This is a genomic window from Corallococcus terminator, assembly GCF_049194865.1.
Lineage (GTDB): Bacteria > Myxococcota > Myxococcia > Myxococcales > Myxococcaceae > Myxococcus > Myxococcus terminator_A.
This window is the reverse complement of the sequence record NZ_JBLZWL010000091.1, coordinates 1-21,401: the sequence shown is the minus strand read 5'-3', so window position 1 is coordinate 21,401 and position 21,401 is coordinate 1. Positions and strand designations below refer to the sequence as shown.

At 69.1% G+C, this 21,401-nt stretch carries 16 protein-coding genes; 3 read left to right on the top strand and 13 right to left on the bottom strand.

Features of this window, described 5'->3' with window-relative positions; all coding sequences use genetic code 11:
• The first annotated feature begins 49 nt into the window (after nucleotides 1–49).
• A complete protein-coding gene (locus ACN469_RS28435; protein WP_498772762.1) occupies nucleotides 50–4,990 on the top strand; it encodes a myxosortase-dependent M36 family metallopeptidase in 4,941 nt (1,646 codons plus the stop codon).
• 137 nt (nucleotides 4,991–5,127) lie between these two features.
• A complete protein-coding gene (locus ACN469_RS28430; protein ID WP_498772760.1) occupies nucleotides 5,128–5,427 on the top strand; it encodes a hypothetical protein in 300 nt (99 codons plus the stop codon).
• 296 nt (nucleotides 5,428–5,723) lie between these two features.
• On the opposite strand, the gene ACN469_RS28425 is transcribed toward ACN469_RS28430, so the two are convergent.
• The 3 genes from ACN469_RS28425 to ACN469_RS28415 all read right to left on the bottom strand — a co-directional run bounded on the left by ACN469_RS28425 (nucleotide 5,724) and on the right by ACN469_RS28415 (nucleotide 8,372).
• Nucleotides 5,724–6,479, bottom strand: a complete 756-nt coding sequence (locus tag ACN469_RS28425) for a hypothetical protein (RefSeq protein WP_498772758.1) — start codon at nucleotides 6,477–6,479, stop codon at nucleotides 5,724–5,726.
• A 130-nt stretch (nucleotides 6,480–6,609) separates the two neighbouring features.
• Nucleotides 6,610–6,813, bottom strand: coding sequence for a hypothetical protein (locus ACN469_RS28420; RefSeq protein ID WP_498772756.1), 204 nt, complete (start codon nucleotides 6,811–6,813; stop codon nucleotides 6,610–6,612).
• Nucleotides 6,814–6,896: 83 nt separating this feature from the next.
• Complete coding sequence (locus ACN469_RS28415; protein WP_498772754.1) at nucleotides 6,897–8,372, bottom strand: C39 family peptidase; 1,476 nt, start codon at nucleotides 8,370–8,372, stop codon at nucleotides 6,897–6,899.
• Nucleotides 8,373–8,539: 167 nt separating this feature from the next.
• Here ACN469_RS28415 and ACN469_RS28410 point away from each other — a divergent pair, with 167 nt between their 5' ends.
• A complete protein-coding gene (locus ACN469_RS28410) occupies nucleotides 8,540–9,532 on the top strand; it encodes a hypothetical protein (protein ID WP_498772752.1) in 993 nt (330 codons plus the stop codon).
• Nucleotides 9,533–9,589: 57 nt separating this feature from the next.
• Here ACN469_RS28410 and nadE read toward each other — a convergent pair whose 3' ends face one another.
• The 10 genes from nadE to ACN469_RS28360 all read right to left on the bottom strand — a co-directional run.
• A complete protein-coding gene (gene nadE / locus ACN469_RS28405; RefSeq protein WP_498772749.1) occupies nucleotides 9,590–10,585 on the bottom strand; it encodes an NAD(+) synthase in 996 nt (331 codons plus the stop codon).
• 23 nt (nucleotides 10,586–10,608) lie between these two features.
• Nucleotides 10,609–12,183, bottom strand: coding sequence for a class I adenylate-forming enzyme family protein (locus ACN469_RS28400; protein ID WP_498772747.1), 1,575 nt, complete (start codon nucleotides 12,181–12,183; stop codon nucleotides 10,609–10,611).
• Nucleotides 12,180–14,156: an asparagine synthase (glutamine-hydrolyzing) gene (gene asnB, locus ACN469_RS28395; RefSeq protein ID WP_498772745.1), complete on the bottom strand. Its 1,977-nt coding sequence runs from the start codon at nucleotides 14,154–14,156 to the stop codon at nucleotides 12,180–12,182. Before asnB ends, ACN469_RS28400 begins: the two co-directional genes overlap by 4 nt.
• 13 nt (nucleotides 14,157–14,169) lie before the next feature.
• Nucleotides 14,170–14,424: an acyl carrier protein gene (locus tag ACN469_RS28390; RefSeq protein WP_498772743.1), complete on the bottom strand. Its 255-nt coding sequence runs from the start codon at nucleotides 14,422–14,424 to the stop codon at nucleotides 14,170–14,172.
• 90 nt (nucleotides 14,425–14,514) lie between these two features.
• Nucleotides 14,515–15,105: an acyltransferase gene (locus ACN469_RS28385; RefSeq protein ID WP_253991708.1), complete on the bottom strand. Its 591-nt coding sequence runs from the start codon at nucleotides 15,103–15,105 to the stop codon at nucleotides 14,515–14,517.
• Entirely contained in the window at nucleotides 15,102–15,572 is a 471-nt protein-coding gene (locus ACN469_RS28380) for an acyltransferase (RefSeq protein WP_498772741.1), read from the bottom strand. The genes ACN469_RS28385 and ACN469_RS28380 overlap by 4 nt, the downstream gene beginning before the upstream one ends.
• Nucleotides 15,573–15,651: 79 nt before the next feature.
• Nucleotides 15,652–16,515: a hypothetical protein gene (locus ACN469_RS28375; RefSeq protein WP_498772739.1), complete on the bottom strand. Its 864-nt coding sequence runs from the start codon at nucleotides 16,513–16,515 to the stop codon at nucleotides 15,652–15,654.
• A gap of 188 nt (nucleotides 16,516–16,703) precedes the next feature.
• Entirely contained in the window at nucleotides 16,704–19,106 is a 2,403-nt protein-coding gene (locus ACN469_RS28370; RefSeq protein WP_498772737.1) for an ABC transporter permease, read from the bottom strand.
• Nucleotides 19,107–19,277: 171 nt separating this feature from the next.
• Nucleotides 19,278–19,958, bottom strand: a complete 681-nt coding sequence (locus ACN469_RS28365; RefSeq protein ID WP_498772735.1) for a hypothetical protein — start codon at nucleotides 19,956–19,958, stop codon at nucleotides 19,278–19,280.
• 168 nt (nucleotides 19,959–20,126) lie between these two features.
• A partial coding sequence (locus ACN469_RS28360) for a cyclic nucleotide-binding domain-containing protein (RefSeq protein WP_498772733.1) occupies nucleotides 20,127–21,401 on the bottom strand: 1,275 nt, incomplete at its 5' end.

Sequence of the window (21,401 nt, the reverse complement as noted above, 5' to 3'; positions counted from 1 at the left end):
TCCGACGGCGTGGGCCCCCCGCAACACCACCCGAAAGAGGTCGTCGTTCATGAAGCGTCTTTGGATGGGCACGGTGAGCGCCGTGTTCGCCGTGCTGATGTGGTCTCCGCAGGCACACGCGAGGCAGGCCGCGGTTGATGCCTTCCTCGTATCGCCGGCGGATCGCTCCCTGCCCCAGTCCGCGGCCACCGCCCCCCAGCGCGGACTGCGCATCAACAGCGTGGAAGGTCGTCTCGGCGTACCGACGTTCGTTTTCACGGAGCGCGCGCTGAGCGCGGGTCCGCAGCAGGCCAAGGCTTCGCGTCCGTTGACGGAGGCCAGCGCGAACACCGCGGCGCGTGAGCACCTGCGTGGCGTGGCGGACCTGTACCGTCTGAACGCCTCCGAGGTGAACAGCGCGGAGCTGCGCACGGTGCACCTGCCCAAGGATGGCGCAGGCGCGGTGGTCGCGACCTACGGCCGTCGGGTCAACGGCATCGAGGTGTTCCGCAACGAGGTCAAGGTCGTCATGGACGCCGGCCAGCAGCTGGTGGCCATCTCGGGCTACCTGCAGCCGCGTCAGCAGGACGACGAGCGCAACGCCCAGGCGTCGGCCTTCCGCGTCTCGGCGCCGCAGGCCATCTCCCGCGCGTTCCAGGACATGACGGGCAGTCCGCTCGACGCCCGGGCGCTGGTGCCCTCGGGCTCGAAGGGCGACTACAGCCACTACGCGGTGGACGCGAACCTGCTGGCGACGCACGGCTTCGGTGAGGCGCCGCGCTCGAAGAAGGTCCTCTTCCCGATGCCCGACGGACTGGTGCCGGCGTACTACGTGGAGGTCAACGCGGGCCCGGCGGCCAACCCGGACGCGGCGTACACGGCCTACGTGATCGACGCGCGGGACGGCTCGCTGCTGCTCAAGCACAGCCTGGTGCAGTCGGAGGCGTTCACCTACCGCGTGTGGGCGGACCCGAACTCCAAGCTGCCCTACGACGGTCCCCAGGGTACGGAGGCTACGCCTCACCCCACGGGCATCCCGGATGGTTACCAGGCTCCGCTGAACGTCCCGGCCAACCTGGTGGCGCTGGAGCACGCTGGCTTCAGCCGCGGTGACCCGTGGCTGCCGGCGAACGCGACGACGACGACGGGCAACAACGTCGACGCGTATGCGGACCTCGGTGGTGGCGATGGCTTCCAGACGGGCTTCGACCTGCGCGCGCCGCTGAGCGACGTGGCGGGCCGCGGCTTCGACTACGCCTACGACACGACCATCCAGCCGAACGCGAACCAGACGCAGCGGCTGGCCGCCGTGGTGAACCTGTTCTATGTCACCAACTTCCTGCACGACTGGTTCTACGACGCGGGCTTCGACGAGGCCTCCGGCAACGCCCAGATGAGCAACTTCGGGCGCGGCGGATTGGAGGGCGACAGCCTCCGCGTGGAAGCGCAGGACTCCGCTGGCCGGAACAACGCCAACATGGCGACGCCCGCCGACGGCGCGCGTCCCCGCATGCAGCAGTTCATCTTCGACAGCTCGGCGGAGTTCCGCATCACCGCTCCGGCGCCGCTCGCGCAGGCGCACCGGACGTACACCGCGTCGTTCGGGCGGACGATCTTCGACCTGTCGGGCGAGTTCGTGGTGCCCCCGACGTTCGCGGGTGACGAGGCCAAGACCACCGCCTTCCGGATTGGTTGCGCGGACGCGAACGGAGCTGACCCGTACGGCGGCACGACGCCGTTCACCGGGAAGATCGCGCTCATCGAGCGCGGTAGCTGCTCGTTTGCCTATAAGGTCCTCAACGCGCAGCGCGCGGGCGCCAAGGCCGTGCTCATCACCAACAGCACCACGGGTGTCCTGAGCGGAATGGCCGCCACGGGTATTCCGGCCATCGACGACGCCATCACCATTCCGGCGCTGCTGGTGACCAAGCCCGACGGTGACGCCTGGCGGGCGGCGCTGGCGACGAGCGCCGTCGCGGCGCGCATGGTTCGTGAAGCGGACCGCGACGGTACGCTCGACAACGAAATCATCGCGCACGAGTGGGGGCACTACATCTCCAACCGTCTCGTCGGCAACGGCGCCGGCCTGACGAACAACCAGGGCAGCTCCATGGGCGAGGGCTGGGGTGACTTCCACGCCATGCTCCTGTCGGTGCGCTCGGAGGACGTGACCCGCGCTGGAAACAACCAGTGGCAGGGAACCTACGGCATGGCTGGTTTCACCCAGAGCGGTCCGGGCAACCAGGGCTACTACTACGGCATCCGCCGCGTTCCCTACAGCACGGACACGGGCAAGAACGGCCTGACGCTCCGCCACATGGCGGACGGCACGCCCCTGCCGACCAACCACCCGACCAGCGGGGGCTCCAACAACGCCGAGGTCCACAACGCGGGCGAGGTCTGGGCCACGATGCTGTGGGAGTGCTACGCGAGCCTACTGAACGCCCATCCGTTCCACGAGGCGCAGGACCGGATGAAGCGCTACCTGGTGGCGGCCTACAAGGCGACGCCGGTGAGCCCCACGTTCCTGGAGGGGCGTGACGCCGTGCTGGCGGCCGCCGCCGCGAGTGATCCCGCGGACTACCAGCGCTTCCTGATGGCCTTCGCCAAGCGCGGTGCCGGCTTCGGTGCGCGCGTCGCGGACCGCAACAGCGCGGACCACATCGGCGTGGTGGAGAGCTTCCAGTCCGGCAACACGCTCGAGATCGTCAGCATCAGCCTGGATGACACGGCCACGGGCTGTGACAAGGACGGCGTGCTGGACGCGGGTGAGACGGGTCTCCTCAAGGTGACGGTGCGCAACGTGGGCGCCGGAGCGGTCAGTGGAGTGACGGCCACCGCGGCCTTCGCGGGCTCCAGCGCGGGTGTCGAGGCGGCGTTCTCCAGCGGAGCCACTCTCAGCTTCAACAACATCGCGCGCGGTGCGACCGCGACTGCTTCAGTGGCGGTTGCGCTGACGGCGGCTCCGGCTCCGGAGGCGGGTGCCCTGGCGGTGCTGGGCTTCGACGTGACGTTCCCGAACACCCTGAAGCTGGTGGATGGCTCCAGCGTCCGTTCGTTCCAGACCGAGGTCAACTACGACGAGCGCGCCAACTCGTCGAACACGGATACGGTCTCCACGCAGAGCACGCCGTGGGTGTCGTCGACGTTCAACTACCGGCCGATGTGGGAGAACGGGCAGGCGGGTGCTCAGCACTGGCACGCCTCCAACGAGGCGACGAGCCTGGACAAGCGGCTGACCTCGCCCTTGTTCAGCGTCGCGGCCGGGCAGCCGTTCATGCTGTCCTTCAGCCACCGATTCAGCTTCGAGTCCGCCTGGGTCAGTGGCGCGTGGGTGCACTACGATGGTGCGGCCATCGAGGTCTCGGTCAACGAAGGCGCGTGGGTCAACTGGTACGACCTGAACTGGTACGCGGGCACGACCGAGAGCGAAGCCAACATCAACCTCCTCGATGCGGGTAATCCGTACCTGGGTGGCTTCCCTGCCTTCGTCCAGCTGAGCGAGGACTACCCGGAGTTCACTCCGGTGACCTACAACTTCGGTAATCAGTTCGCGGGTCGTCAGGTCCGCGTGCGGTTCCGGCATGCCTCCGATGGCGGCGTGGGGGCCTATGGCTGGGATGTCGACGACATCCAGGTCACCGGCATCACCAACACGACGCCGTTCACTTCGCGCGTCGCGGAGACGTTCACTGGCACGGGCACGGCTCCGACCTGCAACGTGGCGCCGGTGGCCGAGGCGGGCGTGTCCCAGACGGTGGCGGAGGTCATCGTGGGTGCTGGTGGTGTGCGGACCCCGACGGTCATCACGCTCAACGGCACGGGGAGCATCGATCCGGATGGCTCCGCGCAGGGCACGCTGACGTACGCGTGGACGCAGGTGGGTGGACCGACGGTGACGCTCAACGGCGCCAACACGGCCACGCCGAGCTTCAGCACGCTCGTTCCCGCGAACACCATCTTCACGTTCCAGCTCGTGGTGAGCGATGGCACGGACTCCAGCCTGCCCAGGGTGGTGCAGGTCCTGGTGACGAACGTGAACAACGTCCCCGTCGCCGTGGCCCGCGTGAAGGATGGCGGCCCCACGACGGTGGACGAGCGTTCCGGCAGCATCACGCTCGACGCGACGGGTTCGACGGACGCGGACGGTGAGACGCTCCGCTTCGCGTGGACCCAGACCGCGGGTCCGGCGGTGGTGTTGGATTCCGCGACCAGCGCGACTCCGACGTTCACGCCTCCGGAGGTGACGGCGAACACGGCCTTCACCTTCCGCCTGGTGGCGAATGACGGCATCAACGCGAGCGCCCCGGCGACGATCACCATCACCGTTCGTCAGGTGGATCGCGCGCCTGTGGCGAGCGCGGGTGTGGACCAGGAAGTCGGCTCGCGCTCCACGGTGACGCTGTATGGCAGCGCCGAGGATGCGGACGGCGAGGCCCTCACTTTCGCCTGGACGCAGACTGAAGGTACGACGGTGGCGCTCACGGGGGCGGACACGCCCACCGTGAGCTTCACGGCGCCGGAAGTGACGGGGGCGTCGGCGGTCCTGCGCTTCAGCTTCGTGGCGACGGCCAATGGTCAGGCCAGCGAGGCGAGCACGGTCACCGTCACCGTCACGCGCGACAACCGCAAGCCGGTGGTCACCGCGATCGGCAGCTACACGGTGCACGAGGGCTCGGGCGTGAAGATGCGCGCCACGGGCACGGATGCTGACGGAAATGACCTCACCTACGCGTGGACGCAGATCGCCGGTCCGTCCGTGCAGCTCCAGGGTGCGGACAAGGCAGAGGCGTTCTTCGTGGCCCCTGAAGTGTCGGAGACGTCGGTGCTGCTCTTCCGCGTCCGGGCGAACGACGGCGTGAGCTCGAGCGACGCTGTCGAAGTGTCGGTGACGGTGCGGAACCTGGCGGACGAGGGTGGTTGCAGCGCGGCGGGTGGCAGTGCCACCAGCGCGCTGGTGCCGGCCCTGGCCATGCTGGCGCTCGCGCTGCGCCGTCGTCGCAGGAGCTAGTGATTCGCCCGGCCTCTGCTTGAGGTCGGAGCGGGAAGTGTGAGGGGCGGTCCCGGGAGGTTTCCGGGGCCGCCCCTTGTTTTTGAGAGGGCCACCGCGCGAGGGGCGAAGGGGCCCGGGACACACGGAGGACGTCGATGTTCGCGAAGTCGAGTCAGCGCCCGAACTGGGCACGGTGGATGGTGGCGGGGGCGTTGCTGGTGGGGCTGGGCTGCCGGGGGCCTGGGGACGAGCTGAAGCGCGAGGCTGCTCCGCCGCCTGCTCCGGACGCGGCGAGTGAGGTGCTGATTCGCCGCGAGCTGAAACGGGAGGACGCCGGTGCCCCGGCGTGTCCTCCGGGGCAGTTCCAGTGCTGCGATGGGAGCTGCTCGGAGAACAAGCGGTGCCCGGGGATTGCCTGTGACCCGCGCCCGGTGCCGCCCACGTCCAAGGAGTAGTCAGACTCCAGCGACTACTTCGAGGGCTGCTCTTCCTGGTTGGGATTGACGCCCGCGTCGCGTTTGCGGCAGAGACACACGGGTTGTGGACAGTGGTCGGGAATCGCGGGCACAGGCTTTCCCGCACAGAGCAGTCCACACACGTCAACCCGGTCGCACTCAGGATCGTAGGGACTCTCACAACCCTTGCATGAGAGTCCCCCGATGACACCGAAGGCCACGAGGACACACACCATCGTTCGTCGAAGTCGCTGCATCAGCATGTCTGTCGCATCAGGGCTGATTCCAATCCCCGACTACGGGTCCTGAGACCGGCCTTCACGAGGGCCACGGGGCCGGGAGTTCATCTGCTCCTCGCGCCGCATGATGTCGTACTTGGCGCGCTGCCCCTCGTCGAGGATGCCCTTCATCGCCTGGTCCGTCTCCTCGCGCTGGGTCCGCAATGCCTGACGAATCTCACGCGGGTTCTTCGCGCCGGTGCGCACCTCCTCGAACAGGGCGTTGCGCGAGGTCTCCTCGGCCTCCATCCGGCGCGTCAGCTCCTGCTCCTGCGAGTAGTTCAGCTTCGCCTCGGACACGAGCTGCTTGATTCGCTCCGTGCGCTGAGCCGTCGAGCGGACCTGCGCCTGCATCCACTCCTCCTGCCGCGAACGGAACTGCTCGGTGCGCATCTCCTCCTGCACCGAACGCATCGCGTCCTTCAGCGCCTCGCGGCCACCCTCCGTGCTCAAGGTCTCCCCGGTCATCAGCCCCCGCACCTCCCCGCGGAGCTGCTCCAACTCGGCCGTCAGCGCGGGCGCCGCGCCACCTCCATCGCCTGCTACTCCCGCCGGCCGCCGCTCCAGCTCCATCAGGCGCCGGGACAGGCTCAGCGTGGTGTCCTCCATCGCCTGGACGCGCCGCTCCAGGTCTTCCTGGTTGGCGGGCAGGGCGGCCACGGGCTCGGGCCGCTCGGACGTGGAAGGCGCCTCCGTGCGCCCCGGGGCCCAGAGGGCCACCGCGAGCGCGGCCGAGGCGAGGACGAAGGACACAGGGCCTAGGAGCTTGTTCATGACTTCTCCGACGGGGGCAGGGACGCCGTATTCCATACCCCGCCCGCCGCCCGTGCTCCACCCCGGTGTAGGCCCCCCACCCGCCGATACGGGCCCTCGCGCGGCTCCTCGCCCCGCGCCAGGGCGCGTCTCAGCCTCGCTGCGCCGCTCCAGCCGGCTCGTCCATGTCGATGGGGCCCTGGTCAGGTCCCATCGTCAGGGCGCACGCGTCGCACATCCAGAAGCGGACGATCATCCCATTCTCCCCCGTGGAAATGTAGGAGGAGCCAATCACCTCGCCGCCCTCGGTCTTCTTGCAGGAGAGACAGGTGTGCGTCGGTTTGCTCTGCGTCATCGCGGGACCTCGGGGTGTGGAAACGCAACGGACCGACACCCAGGGAGTGCCGGTCCGCGCAAGCCTACTTCACTCACTCCGCATCAGCCGATGGCCATCTGATAGCCACCGTTGGGGTTGGAGCTCAGGAAGTGCCGCATCTGCTCGGGCGTAATGGTCTTCACGTTCGCGTCCGCGGGGTCGCGCACGATGAAGTTGCCCTTCGAGTCCATGCCCGCCACCGTGACGTAGTGGCCGGACGTGCGGCCCTCGTTCTGGTGCGGCGGCATGGCGTGGTAGTCGCCGTTGGCCACCACCAGCTTGCCCGCCTTGAGCTGCTCGGTGATCCACTCCACGTTGGCGCCCGGGCCCTTCGTCACGGCGTTCTTGCCCATCGCCTTCGCCATGGAGGAGATGCCGTTGACGCCCGTGCCGTTGGACGACGTGCCGCCAATCTGGCCCAGGTGGTTGATGAGCTGGGCGTCCGTCATGTCCTTCCCGTAGCCGAAGGCGCGAGCAATCTGCGCCATCGACGTGGGGCCGCAGTTCGCCGGGCCGTTCGTGTACGCGCCGTTCTTCCCGGCCGGGTTGTACTGGCTGATCTGCGGGACCTTGCTCGGGTCCACGCGGCCGTCACCCGTGACGGGCGCGGCGCCGTCCGTGGCCTGCGGGCCCGTGGGCTTGGGGTTGAGGTCCACCGGCCCCGGCTTGTTCGTGCCCGGCGTGAACGTGCTCTGGTCCTTGCCCGCGACTCCCGGCAGCTTGAGCGAGTCACCCGCGAGGATGAGGTTGGGGTCGGTGATCTTCGGGTTCAGCTCGCGAATCTGGTTGATGACATCCCAGTGCGAGCCCTCCATGCCCTGGCTCTTGAGCTTCGAGGCGATGCCCCAGAGCGTGTCACCCTTCTTGATTTGATAATCCGACTCACCCACCGGCTTGCGCGGGTCCACCTGGTTCGGCGCCACACCCGGCTTGTTGCCCGGCGTGTTGTTGCCACCCGGCGTGTTGTTGCCGCCCGGCGTGTTGTTGCCGCCCGTCACCGTGCTGTCGGGCACGTTGGTGTTCGTCCCGCTCGGCGTCTTGCCGCCGGGGAACAGGCTGTTCATGTGGTTCTGAATCTTGCTCTGGTAGTCGTAGCCCCGAGCGTCGTTCATGTTGCCAGCGCCCCGGTGCCACTCGCGCGCCGCGGCCAGGCTGCTGCCGTGCTTCTTGGTCAGGTCGCCAATCGTCTTCGCGAGGAACTCCATCTGCTTCTCGGGCGGAATCGTCTGCGCGTTCGCCCCCCGGCCCACCTGCATGCCGGACCACTTCTCGAACGAGGGCAAGAGGCCGTTGTCATCCAGTCCGATGAGTCCGTGGCCCGTGCCGTCCTGGTGCACGCCGTGGTTCTTGAACGACGACTCCTGCGCGACGATGCCCGCGAGCACCTTCGGGTCCGCGCCGTACTTCTGCGCGTACTTCTCGATGTACGGCCAGAGCTGCTGGAGGTTCAGCTGCGCGTCGCGGCCCTGGGGCAGGCCCGAGGCCTGCGTCGAGGTGGGCGAGTACGTCTGCTGACGACCTTCAATGCGGGGGGACATGGGGCACTCCGCGATTGGAAACAGGGGTGTGGGAACAACAGATGTCCGGATTGTCGGGCGATGAGAATGAGAGTTGCCTCGACCCCCCACGGTTTTGACTGACTTCCTGGGTGCGCCCCGGCTAGGACAGGCGCCATTCCCAGCGAAGCTCGCACAAGGAGTCGCGAATGAATGCACTGCGTTACGGCCTCGTGACAGGCACGTCATTGTGTCTGTGGGCCACCCTTGCCGCCGCGCAGCAACAGCCCCTCTCCGGCGTCTATGCCAGGGAAGGAGGCACCCTCGCGGTGCTCGAGGGAGACAATCAGACGCTCGTCCAATACGAGTCGATTTTTCCGCAAGGGCAGGGCATGGGTGATTGTGAATGCACCCTGGCCGTGCGGAAGAAGTCCGCGAAGGCCTGGACACTGTCTCCTTTTCAACCTGGGGGCACTTGGACACTGGGTCTGGAATCCGAGCGACTGGTGCTGAAGGGCCCGGGGACGGGGTGCTGCGGCGCGGGCTGGTCCGGCCAGGACAGCTTCACGCGCGCGTCCTCGTCGGCGCTGCTGGAGTGCAAGGTGAAGGCGGCGCGGACCGCGCTGAAGACGGCGGATGGGGCGAATGGGGCCGTGTCCCTGGCGTCGGGTGACGCGGTGCAGGTGTACGCGGTGTCACCGCCTCCGGACGTGGTGCCCGTGCGCGTCGTCCGGGGGCAGCAAGTGCTGGTGGGGCAGCTCCCGTACCTGGACCTGGACTGTCCCCTGCGTGAGGCGGGCGCGGCGTCCGCGAGCGCGGAGGGCGTGGACGTGAAGGCGCTCGTGGGCCGCTGGGTGCAGGTGCACCGCAAGGGGAAGGGCTACGTCATCGACCAGCCCTGTGGCTCGGCCATTCCCGCGGTGACGGTGAAGGCGGACGGGGCGATGGAGGTCGACTTCGGGCAGGACAGCCTTGAAGGCAAGCTCGCGGCCGTGAAGGCGGGGGAAGCTGGCGTGTCCACGCTGGAGGTGGTGTACGCCGGCTCGCGCGAGACGCTGCAGTGGTCCGTGGTGGACGCGAAGCGCAACGTGGTGCGCCTGCAGGGCGGTCAGGACTTCTTCCGCAAGGGAGAGCTGTACGTCCGCGACGACGCGCGAAAGGGCATTCCCGTCCGCACCGAGGCTTGCGACGAATTCGAGTGAGCGGCGTGCCGGGCGGGAGGCGATGGACTGCCTCCCGCCGCACGGCGGGCCCCAGGCTCAGCCGAGCTTGAAGGGCTCCAGCTCCGGCACCTTCTCCAGCAGCAGCGGCGGCGAGTGGAGGTAGGCCGTGCTGCGGCGCTTCTGGTCGATATCGTCGTAGACGCGCTGCACCTGCGTGGGCGTCAGGCCCATCACCTGCGCGGCCTCGTCCGTGGACACCGCGTGGTTCTTCGCCCACATCAGCAAGTCCAGCTGCGAGTAGTGCACGGAGAAATAGAAGTCTTCCTGCGACTGGGGAAGGCTGAACGTGTCCGTGGTGGGCTCGCCGCTGGTGATTTCGTCGATGACGCCCAGGTGCCTGGCCAGGTTGTATGTCTGGGTTTTGTAGAGGCCGGCGATAGGCTTCACGTCCGCGGCGCCGTCGCCCAGCTTCACGAAGAAGCCCTGGTCATACTCCAGCCGGTTGGGCGTGCCCGCCACCGCGAAGTTCAGCCGGTCCGCGTGGAAGTAATCCATCATCTTCCGCGTGCGCTGCTTGAAGTTCGTCGCGGCGACAATCTGTGTATAGGCCTGGGGAGACAGCCGGAAGCGGCGCTCCTCGCCATTCACTTGCACCACGACGTAGAAGAAGTTCACCGTGTCCGAGTTCAGCCGGTCACCGTGCATGACAATCTTCCACTTCATGTCAGGCGTGAACTCCGGGAAGACGGACTGCACCGCCTCGTCGCGCTGCCGGTAGCAGCCGGCGGCCTCGAGGATGGGGGCGATGTCGTGGAGCTGGTACTTGATCCCCAGCTTCTCGCAGAGCTTGCGGCCCAGCTGTGAGCTCCACCCGCTGGAGTCCTTCTCCGGCAGGAGGATGCCGAAGACGCGCTCGGGCCCCAGCGCGCGCACGGCCAGCGCCGCGACACACGCGGAGTCGATGCCTCCGGAGACGGCCACCACGAGGCCGCGCTTGCGCAGCTTCTTCAGCACCGTCTCGCGCAGCCCTTCGGACAGCTCGGCGGCTTTCGCCTCCCAATCCAGTTCCAGCACCTGCTTGGAGAATTTCATTGTGTGGACCCCTCTCGAACCCTTCACGAAGAACCGACCGACGAATACTGGGTGCGCAGCTCCGCCTTGAGCACCTTCCCACTGGGCCCGCGCGGCAGCGCCTCCACGAACACCACGTGCCGAGGCACCTTGTGCGCCGGCAGCGACTCCCTGCAGAAGCGTCGCAGGTCGTCCTCCTTCACCTCGACGCCTTCCTGGCGCACCACCACGGCGCAGGCCGCCTCGCCACCCAGGGCATCCGGCACTCCCACCACGGCCACCTCTCGCACCGCGGGGTGCCGCGCGAGCTGATGCTCCATCTCCGCGGGGCTCACCCGGTGGCCACCCACCTTGAGGATTTCCTTGGCGCGACCCACGAGGAAGATGAAGCCCTCCGCGTCCCGCCACGCCAGGTCACCCGTCCAAAGCCAGCCATCCTTGAGGATGGCCGCCGTCTCCTCGGGGTCGCCCAGGTAGCCCGGCGTCACGTTGGCGCCTCGAGCAATCAGGTGGCCTGTCTCGCCCGTGGGCAGCGCCTTGCCATCCTCGCCCACGACGCGCAGCTCGACGCCGGGAATCGCCACGCCGATGGAGCCGGCCTTCTCGGTGGCTCGCGTGGGCGGCAGATAGCTGAGCCTCGCGGTGGCCTCTGTCTGGCCATACATGACGTACAGCTCGGCGGGGTAGAGCGCTTCCCGCGTCCACTGAATCGTGTCCGGTGACATGCCTCCGCCGGCCTGCGTCGCATAGCGCAGCCGCAGCTTCGACAGGGCCTCCGCGCCGGCTTGTCTGCGCAGCAGCTCGAAGGTGAGCGGCACGCCCGCGAAGCCCGTGCACTTCTCCGCCGCCATCGCCTCCAGCACCACCTGCGGATACATGAAGCGCGGATCCAGGAACACCGAGCCGCCGACGCGCAGGTGCGTCTGGAGCACGCTCTTGCCGTAGCAGTAGTGCAGGGGGAGGATCAGGTGCGCCCTGTCACGCGAGGACAGGCCCAGGTACTCGACGATGGAGCGCGTGTTCGCGGAGATGTTGCCGAAGGTCTGGATGACACCTCGGGGCGTGCCCGTGCTGCCGGACGTGTAGACGATGGACGCGTGGGCCTGGGCGGGAGTCGAGGGCAGCGCGTCCAGCGGCGTCACCTTCACGTCCGCGTCGAGTGCTCCGTCCTCCTGCACCCACGTGCACATAGCCGGTGTCAGCGCCTGGAGCATCCGCTCCGGAGGGCGCGCGGAGTGGACCACGTACAGGTGTCCCAGCCCCTTGCCCGTCCACTTGCGCGCGTCCTGCCCGAAGATGAAGGCATGGCGTGCGCCCGTCTGCGCCAGGATGGCGTCGACCGACGTCGCTCCCGTCTCCCGGTCCAGCTCCACCGCGCATGCGCCCAGGGCCTGCACCGCGAGCCCGACCACCGCGCCCGCCGAGCCCAGGGGCAGGGCGATGAGCACCTTGTCTCCGGGCACCACGCCCGCCGCGTGCAGATGTCCCGCGAGAGCCCGCAGCCGCTCCGCGAGCTGTCGATACGTGAGCCGCGTCCACGGTGAGTCCACCGCCGACGCGTCCGGCGTGCGCTCCGCGTGGCCAAGCACCCACGCGGGTGCGGAGTCCGTCGCGCTCATGCTGCCTCCAGCACCACGGCGTCCACGTCCGCCTGGGGCAGCTGACGCGGGGTGAGGAAGTGCTGCGCGAGCAGCTGCGTGGACGCGATGGCGAACAGGGCCATGGTGTCGGCCTCGCTCTCCATGGAGTTGGGCGCGCGCAGCTTGGCCACCAGCCGCTCCGCCTTGCGCGCGTCGAAGACACCAACCTTCGCGATGGCCTCGGGCGCGAGCAGCTCCTTGGCCCATGCGGGCGCCTCCGGTCCCACCAGCGCTCCGGCGATGGGTGCGCGGTACGGGAACTTGCTGCGCTCCAGGATGGACTCCGGAACACGCCCCTTCGCGAAGCGCTTGAGGACGTGCTTCTCGTCCAGGCCCTTGAGCCGCACGCGCTCGGGGATTCTCGCCGCCAGCTCCATCACCGAGGTGTCCAGGAACGGGAAGCGTCCCTCCACCGCGTTGCCCAGGAGCATGCGGTCGCCCTGCGCGGACAGGAGGTATCCGGACAGGAGCGTCTTCGCCTCCAGGTACTGCGCGCGTGCCAGGGGCCGCCACGACGCCACGTGCTTCGGCACCGTCGCGAGCACCGAGGCCATCGGGTCCTCGTCCACCACGCTCGCCGCGAACTCCGGCGCGAGGAAGCGGAGGATTCGACCGCTGTTGGACCAGCGCACCAGATGCGAGAAGCCCAGGCTCCCCGGGTCCTCCAGCCCCATGCCGAAGAACTCGCGCAAGAGCTCCACGTTCTGCTGACTCACCGACAGGGTGGGGTAGAGCTTTCGCAGGAGCAGGGGCCGCCACTTCGACGTCGGCTGCCGCGCCCAGAACTGCCGGACCTTGGTCTCCTTGAAGAGGTCGTAGCCGAGGAACATCTCGTCCGAGCCCTCTCCCGTGAGCACCACCCGGATGCCGTTCTCCCGCACCCACTCGCTCAGCCGCAGGAAGGGCGCGGGCGCCGAGCGCATCATCGCCTGCTCCGCGTGGAAGATGACGCCGGGCACCAGCGTGCCGATGTCACCGTCCCGCATCTCCACCACGCGATGCTCCGTGCGCAGCGCCTCCGCCACCGTGGCCTGGTGCTGGCGCTCGTCGAAACGCGCGCGCTCGAAGCCCACGGAGAACGTCCGCAGCGTCCCGCCCAGCTGTCCCTGCGCCAGCGCGCACAGGAGGCTGGAGTCCAGTCCACCCGACAGGTACGCCGCCACCGGCACGTCCGCGCGCAGCCGCAGCCGCACGGCGCGCTCCAGCGCTTCGCCCAGCTCCTCCTGGATGCGCTCGTCGCTCGCGGTGCTCGGCTCCACGCCGAAGTCGAGGTCCCAGTACCGGAACGTCTCCAGCGTCCCCGCGCGAAAGCGCGCCGAGTGCGCGGGGGGCAACAGCCGGACGCCCTCGAACGAGGTGCGCGGCGCCACCGGCGACCAGAGCTGGAAGGTCTGCTTGAGCCCGCGCGCGTCCAGCGACGGCGTCACCAGCCCGCTGGCGAACAGGGCCTTGGCCTCCGAGCCGAACGCCAGGTGTCCACCCGGCAGCTCCGCGTAGAACAGCGGGCAGATGCCCACCCTGTCTCGCGACATCCACAGCGTGGCGTCACGCGGGTCCCACAGCGCGAAGGCCCACTGGCCCTCGAAGCGGCGCACGCAGTCGATGCCCCACGTCAGGAACGCCGCGAGGATGACCTCCGTGTCCGAGCGCGTGCGGAAGGCGTACTGACTCGCGAGCTGCTCGCGCAGCTCCACGTGGTTGAAGATCTCTCCGTTGAAGACGACGGTGAGCCCCGTCGCCGCGTCCCGCATGGGCTGGTGTCCGCCCTCCAGGTCGACGATGGACAGCCGCGTGTGGCCCAGGGCCACGCCATCCAGCAACAGGGCCCGCTGTGCGTCGGGGCCCCGGTGGCGGATGCTGGCCGTCATCCGGCGCAGCCGCTCGGCGGATTCCGCCCGCGCGGCCCCGGCGTCCCCTCCCGCCGGGTAGGTGAAGCCAGCGATTCCACACATGGCGCGCTCGCTCTCAGCCTGCTTGGGGCAGGCGCTGCTGCTGCTTGCGCTCGACGAAGGCGACCACGCGCGTGAGCGAGTCCAGGTTCTCCGGCACCAGCTCCTTGTCCTCCAGCTTGATGCCGAAGTCCTGCTCCAGGAACGCCACCAGCTCCATCATCCCCGTGGAGTCGATGAGGCCCTTGCGCAGGAAGGAGTCGTCGTCGCCGAACTCGTCCACGAAGAACGTGTCGACGATGAAGGTACGAATGCGTTCACGAATGCTCACGGTAGGACGTCCTGTCTGGAAAAACGGTGGATGGGTTCGGAAACAATCCGGGCGTGAAGAAGACGCACCCGGAACAAAGGATTGAGGCGCTCAGCTGCCTGTGTCGCGAGCAACCAGCTCCAGGCTCATGTTGCGTGCGGGGTTGCCCATGGCCAGGGTGTCGGGCGGCACGTCCTGGGTGACGATGCTGCCGGCGGCGACCACCGAGCGCGTCCCCACGCGGACCCCGGGCATGATGATGGCGCCGTGGGCCACCCAGACGTCGTCCTCGATGACGATGGGCGCGGTGTGGTGGCCGTCCCGGTCTCCGAGCCGGACGAACGACGCGAACATGCACCGGGCTCCCACGCTCACCGACTTCCAGGCCTCCAGGGAGACGCCATAGTTGAACTGGGTCTCCTCGCCGATGGTGAGCAGCGCGCCCGCATGGCACACGAGCGAGCTGGGCAGCATTCCGCCCACGAAGGTGAGCCTGTCTCCCAGCACCATCTCCCCCGCGTTGTGCACGGAGAGCGGCCCGTAGGCGGCCACGTTGTGCCCCAGCGACTGGACGTCGCGGAACAGCCAGCGGGCGCGCACCATGGCCACCGCGCGCTGGGCCCGGGGCTCCACGGACTTGCGCAGCGCTTCCAGTTGGGCCAGCACGGCGGGCACTCGGACGAACGGCATTCGCGACGTCATCCCGTCACCTCCCTGCGCAACACCCGGGCAGGCGCGCCGCCCACCGTCACCCCCGCGGGAATCTTGCGCGAGATGACGGTGCCCGGCGCCACGGTGCAGCCCTTCTGGAGCTGCGCGCCCGGCAGGAGGATGGCGCGGCTGCCCACCGTCACCCCCTCCGCGATGACCATCGGCACCGATGGAGGCCGCTCGTGGCGGTTGCCCCTGAGCGGATGGTGCTGGTTGTCCATCGCCTTGATGAAGGCCCCCAGCCGCGCGCCCTGTCCCACGGTGATGGAGCTCAGCGCCTCCAGGGAGGCGCCACCTTCGATGGTGACGTCGTCTCCCAGGATGATGAGGCTGTCGCTGGACATGGCGTGCAGCTCGATGGGCGCCATCCGTCCGTCCAGCACCACGCGGGAGCCCACGTGCACGCGGCCCGCGCCGTGAATCCACACGCGGCCCAGCACCGTTACCGAGTCCCCCACCTCCTGACATCGCCTCAACTTCAGGCGGGACAGGAGGCCCCCGAGCTCGCGCGACAGTGATTGGCGTAACGGCGTCATGTCACGGCGTGGATTGGACAGCGGGGATGGGAGGCTGCACGACGGGCGCGGGCAGGCCCGCCAGGAAGTTGAGCAGCTCCTTCGCCAGTCGCGCCTGCGCCGTCGCATTCAGGTGGCCGCCGTCGTCCGAATAGCCCGGCACCATCGCCGGCCACGTCTGCCCGTTCAGCTCGTAGGTCTCCCGCGTGCCGTCGGGCGCGGTGGACTCCAGCCGCGCCAGGTCGAAGAGGGGCTCCTTGCCGCCGTAGGCCTTGCGCATCAGCTCGTTGAACGTCTCGCGCTGCACGTTCTCGGCGATGCCCCACACCGGACGGCCGAGCAGCTCCTTCAGCCACGCCTTGGCGCCCCGCTGCACCGTGGTGAGCGGCGCGGTGACGTGGACGAACGTGGTGCCCGGGTGGCGCGCCTTCAGGCCTTCCATCGAGACGCGGTACTTCTCGAACAGCGCGCGCGTGTCCGTGGCGCCGTTGAAGTCGATGTAGCAGAACTTGAAGAAGGCCACGTCCGTCGACTTCGCGAGCCCCGCGTCCATCATCCGCTCGAAGTCGGCGATCTTGGATTCGGGCTTCTCGTTCTGTCCCAACATGGCGTGGGCCAGGGTGCCGGGCGCCAGCGACTCCGTGGGGTTCTTCACCTCCACCACGCGCGGCGCCAGCCCCTGCGAGGAGGCGGGGATCTGCTTCACTCCGTCGAGGATGTTGCCGCCCACCGACTGGTGGCCGAAGAAGATGCGCCGGCTCGCCAGCTTCTCCAGCGGGGCGCTCGTCTCCGCGGCGTTCGCCGTCGCGCCATGCAGAACCATGAGCAGCATGGCGGGCAACACCAGCGCGCTCACGCGAACCAGAAAGGTCCAGTCGAAGTGCATGCGGACTCTTAAACCCTTCCATCGCCAAGCGTCAAAGGGCCAACCGTCCGGGACGTTCGCTGGTTCGCTCCCCGCCGCCCGATGAGGGGTTGGTGGGGTGAAGTCACCCCATGCGCCCGGAGAGGGCCTGACGCTGGGAGGAGGGGCGTTCCGCGACGCCCCGTCCCAGAGCGAGCAGGAGGGCGGGGCTACTCCGAGCGCAGCGACACGGACGGCGACACCCGGCTCGCGCGCAGTGCGGGGAACCACGTGGCCAGGAGCGACACCGCCCCCAGCACCACGGCAACTCCCAGGAAGACGCCCGGCTCGTTTGCATTCACACCGTACAGCAGCGTGGCCAGGAGCCTCATGCAGCCGAAGGCGGCCAGCAGCCCCGCGCCCACGCCCACCGCCGTGAGCTGGAGGCCCTGGCGCATCACCAGTCCGAGCACCTGGCGGGGATGAGCGCCCAACGCCAGGCGGATGCCCAGCTCCCGGGTGCGCTGCCCCACCGCGTAGGCCATGACGCCGTAGACGCCCACGCCCGCCAGGATGACGGCGAGCAGCGCGAAGGCGGCCAGCAGGCGCGCGGTGGCCATGGGGCGCGAGAGCTGGCGGTCCACCCGGCTCGCGAAGGGCGCCAGGTCATAGATGGGCTGCTCGGCGTCCACGGCCTTCAGCTCCTGGCGCACCGAGGCCACCAGGGTCGACGGCTCGCGGCGCGTTCTCATCAGGACGGACATGGTCTGCAGGGGGTACTGCTCGTACGGCAGGTAGGCCTCGGGCGTGGCGGCCTCCGTCAGGCGGACGTGGCGCACGTCCGCCACCACGCCGACGATTTCGCGAAAGGGCTCGGAGTCGCTCCAGCCCAGCCGCACCCTGCGCCCCAGGGCGTCGCCGCCCTCCAGGAACGTGCGCACGAAGGCCTCGTTGACGATGAGGGTGGGGGCGCCCTTCTCGGAGTCCTGGGGGCCGAACTCCCGGCCCTGGCGCACGGCGATGCGCAGGGCGCGGAAGTAGTCGGGAGAGGCCACGCGGTACTCGGCGAGGTAGCGGTCGGTGTCCTGGTCGGGCGCGCCCTCCAGGGTGAAGCTGCCGTTGGCGTTGGTTCCTCCCAGTGGCGCGTCGTTGACCAGACCCACCGCTTCCGTGTCGGGCAGCGCGCGCAGGCGCTCCAGCAGCTCGCCGTAGAAGCCTCGCAGCCGGTCGGGTGTGGCGTACTTCACGTCGGGCAGTGACAGCCGCGCGCTCAGTACACCTTCCGCGTCGAACCCCAGGTCCACGGCCTGCACGTTGCGCAGTGTCTGCACCATCAGCACCGTGCCCACCAGCAGCACCAGCGCCAGCGCCAGCTGCACCACCACCAGTGCGTTGCGCAGGGGGTGGTTGGCGCGGGCGCCCACCGCGCTTCCGGACTGCTTCAAGAGCGGCAGCACATCCATGCCGGCGGTGTGCAGCGCGGGCGCCAGTCCGAAGAGGAGCCCGGCGCTCACGGAGAGGGCGAGGCTGAACAGCAGCGCCGGAACACTCAGCTCCACGGGCGCCATGCGCAACATCGACTGGGGCAACAGCGCGCGCACCAGCTCCATGCCCCACATCACCAACAGCAGTCCCAGGGCGCCGCCGAAGAGGCCCAGGAGCACGCTCTCCGCCAGCGCCTGCTGCATCCGGCGGCCCCGACTGGCGCCGAGCGCGGCGCGGATGGCCCCGTCCCGCTGCCTCCCCAAGGCCCGTACCAGGAGCAGGTTGGCCACGTTCGCGCAGGCGATGAGGAGCACGAAGCCCACCGCTGCCCAAAGCGTCCACAGCACCGGGCGGCTGCTGGACGTGAGGTGCTGCTGCCACAGCGCCGTCGTCACCTTGTGCGGCTTCTCACCTGGGTCCGTCCGGGCGATGGCCAGGGCCACCCGCTGCAGGTCCTCCGTCGCCGCGTCCAGCGTGACGCCCGGCGCCAGCCGCCCCACCACCTGCATGTAATGGTTGCCGTGGGCCTCCGGGTCCAGCCAGTGGGGCTGCCAGACGTCCGCGTCCTCGGCGAACTCCGGGAAGGCGAAGCCCTCCGGCAGGATACCCACCACCGTGTGGGTGCGCCCGTCCAACTGCAACGACGAGCCCACCGCGTCCGCCGCGCCACCGAGCGACTTTCGCCAGAAGCCATGGCTCACCACCACCACGCTCGAGGTGTTGCGAGGTTGCGCGTCCTCGTCCAGGAAGTCTCGCCCCTGGACGGGCGAGACCCCCAGCAGCTTGAAGAAGTTGGGGGTGACGCGGCCGGCGCGGACCCGCTCGGGAGTGTCGCCACCCGTGCGGCTCAAGTCCTGCCGAGTGAAGCCCGCGAGCGCGGTGAAGCCGCGGCCGTGCTCCCGCCAACCGAGCAGCTCCGGGGGTGACAGGGAGGCGGTGCTGATGACTTCCTGCTTGCACCACAGGCGAACCAGCTGCTCCGGCGCCTGGAACGGGAGCGGCCGCAGCAGCATGGCGTGGATGGCGCTGAAGAGGACGGTGTTCGCGCCGATGGCCAGCGCGAGGGTCACCACCGCGGCAATGGTGAAGCCCGGGGTATGCCTCAGCGTGCGCAGCGCATAGCGGAAATCCTGGCGGAGCGAGTCCATGGCGGCCCTCAAAGCGAAGGCCGTGCCAGCTTCACCCGCGAGGAAAACCGCCGGCTTCCCAGGGGGGTGACGGGCGCTTCCCCCAAGTACGTTCGCGGATGCGGGAAGTCGCGTCCCGGAAATGAACACCGGCCCCGCGCCGACCTGGGCACGGGCGGGGCCGGCGGGCTGTCAGTTCCGGTTCCAGCAGCCCGCGATCTCCTCGCACGCGAGCATGACGTCGTTCAGCCGGCGCTGCTGGGACTTGGGCGCCATGAAGAGCCGGCCGGCGAACACGTCGAACACGCCCACCAGTCGAGGGTCCACGGGGCCACGCTGCTCCAGGCGCTCCTCGGCGAAGCGGTGGAGCACGGTGGCGATGTACTGGCCGGCGCGCTCATCCAGCGGCGCGTGCTTGGAGAAGTAGAGCTTCAGCACGCCCGAGCGCATCTGCCCGCGCGCATCGACGCCGCGCAGCAGCACCTCCGGCCGGACCTTGACGGCGACTCCCGCGACTTCCAGGGGAGCGGGGTCCAGCTCCGCGGGACTGGCGATGGCGCACGAGGCCAGGTCCTCCGCGGCGAGGAGGCAGCGCTGGAGGGCCTCCGCGCACAGGGCCAGCCGGTGCGCGTCGAAGTCCGAGTCCGGCTGGGCGTTGAGCAGGCGCCGCTGGTGGTAGCGGAGGATGACCTCGTCACGGCCCTCGCAGAGGTACTCGGTGATGGCCTGGGCGGCGGCGGGGTAGCGCAGGTACTGCGGGTCCACGGGGTTGCGCTGCCCGTGGATGATGCGCTTGCGGAGGGACGGCGTTCCGGTGAGGTACTGGCCCAACTGGTTGACGGAAACGCACGGGGTCTCACGAAGGGTGGTCATGTCGACTTCCTTTCCGGTAGCGAGAATGAGGAGATACTACCGGAGGGGTCTGACATTCCCTGTGGCGGGGAGGGGCTCGCGGACGCCGGAAAATGGACGCCCTGGCAGGTAGGGCGAGCGGGCCCAACCGGGGCTCAACGGGCCCCTTCGGGCGAGGGTCGGCGGGGGCTACTCGTGCGACGCGTGGAGCCCGAAAATCTGGCGCAGTCGGCTCAGGATCCGTCCCACTTCCGCGGGGATGGGGTCCGTGTTGGCGCCGCTGGCCTGCGCGACGGCCCGGAGCTGGGTGCGCCGCTGCGCCAGGATGGCGGAGAGCTGGCGGGCCAGTCCCGGGTGCTCGGCGAACAGCCGCGCGAAGGTCGGCCGGTCCACCTCGAGCAGCAGCGCGTCCTCCAACGCGACGATGGTGGCCGCGCGCTTCTCTCCGGTGAGCAGCGACATCTCCCCGAAGTAGTCGCCCCGGCCCAGTTGGGCGACCTCCGCCTGGGTCTTGCCCGCGCGCACGCTCACCTTGCCGGAGGCCACCAGGTAGAAGGTGCGGCCGTCGTCTCCCTCCTGGATGACGTGCTCGTCCCGGCCGAAGCGCCGCACGTGGACCTCCTGGCCCAGTCGCTCCAGGTCCGCGTCCGCCAGCGGCTGGAAGAGGTCCACCGCGCGCAGCAGGCTCAGCACCGTGTGCGCGGGCAGCTCCGGCTTCGGCACGTCCTCGCGGATGCGCAGCACGCGGTGGGGCACGGGCGCCTCCACGCCGTCGCGTCGCAGCCGGTACCACAGCCGGGTGTGCACCTCCGCCGTCACCGCGTCCGCGAGCGAGAAGTCGTTCACGAAGAAGCGGAGCATGTAGCGGACGGACGCCTCGTCGAACGCGAGCGTGCGGGCGATGGGCGCGGGGTCCACCAGGACTTGCGGAATCTCGCGCGCGACGTCGAGCAGGGCTGCCTTCATCACGTTGGGCGGCGTGTCGTAGGAGGCCCGCACCTGCGTGTCCACGCCCACCGGCTCCCGGTCCTGGGAGAAGGTCTTGAGCTGCTCCTTGGCCACCATCGAGTTGGGCAGCGTCACCAACTCGCGGCGGAACGTCATGATGCGGATGGAGCGCCAGTTGACCTGCGCCACGCGTCCGGTGTGCTCGCCGATGCGGATGAAGTCGCCCACCTCGAACGGCTTGTCGAGCTGGAGCGACAGGCCCGCGAAGAGGTTGCCCAGCGTCTCCTGGAGCGCCAGGCCGATGACGACCGACAGCACCGCCGACGTGGCGACGAGTCCCGTCAGGTCCAGGTCCAGCTGCGTCTGGAAGATGGGAACGGCCGCCAGCGTGTAGAGCAGGAAGTCGATGACGTTGCGGAGAATCTTGGGCGTCCCGACCGACGACGAGCGCAGCCGGAGGAGCTTCAGGCCGAAGCCCACGCCCGCGCGGATGACGCCGAAGGCGAACGTCAGCAT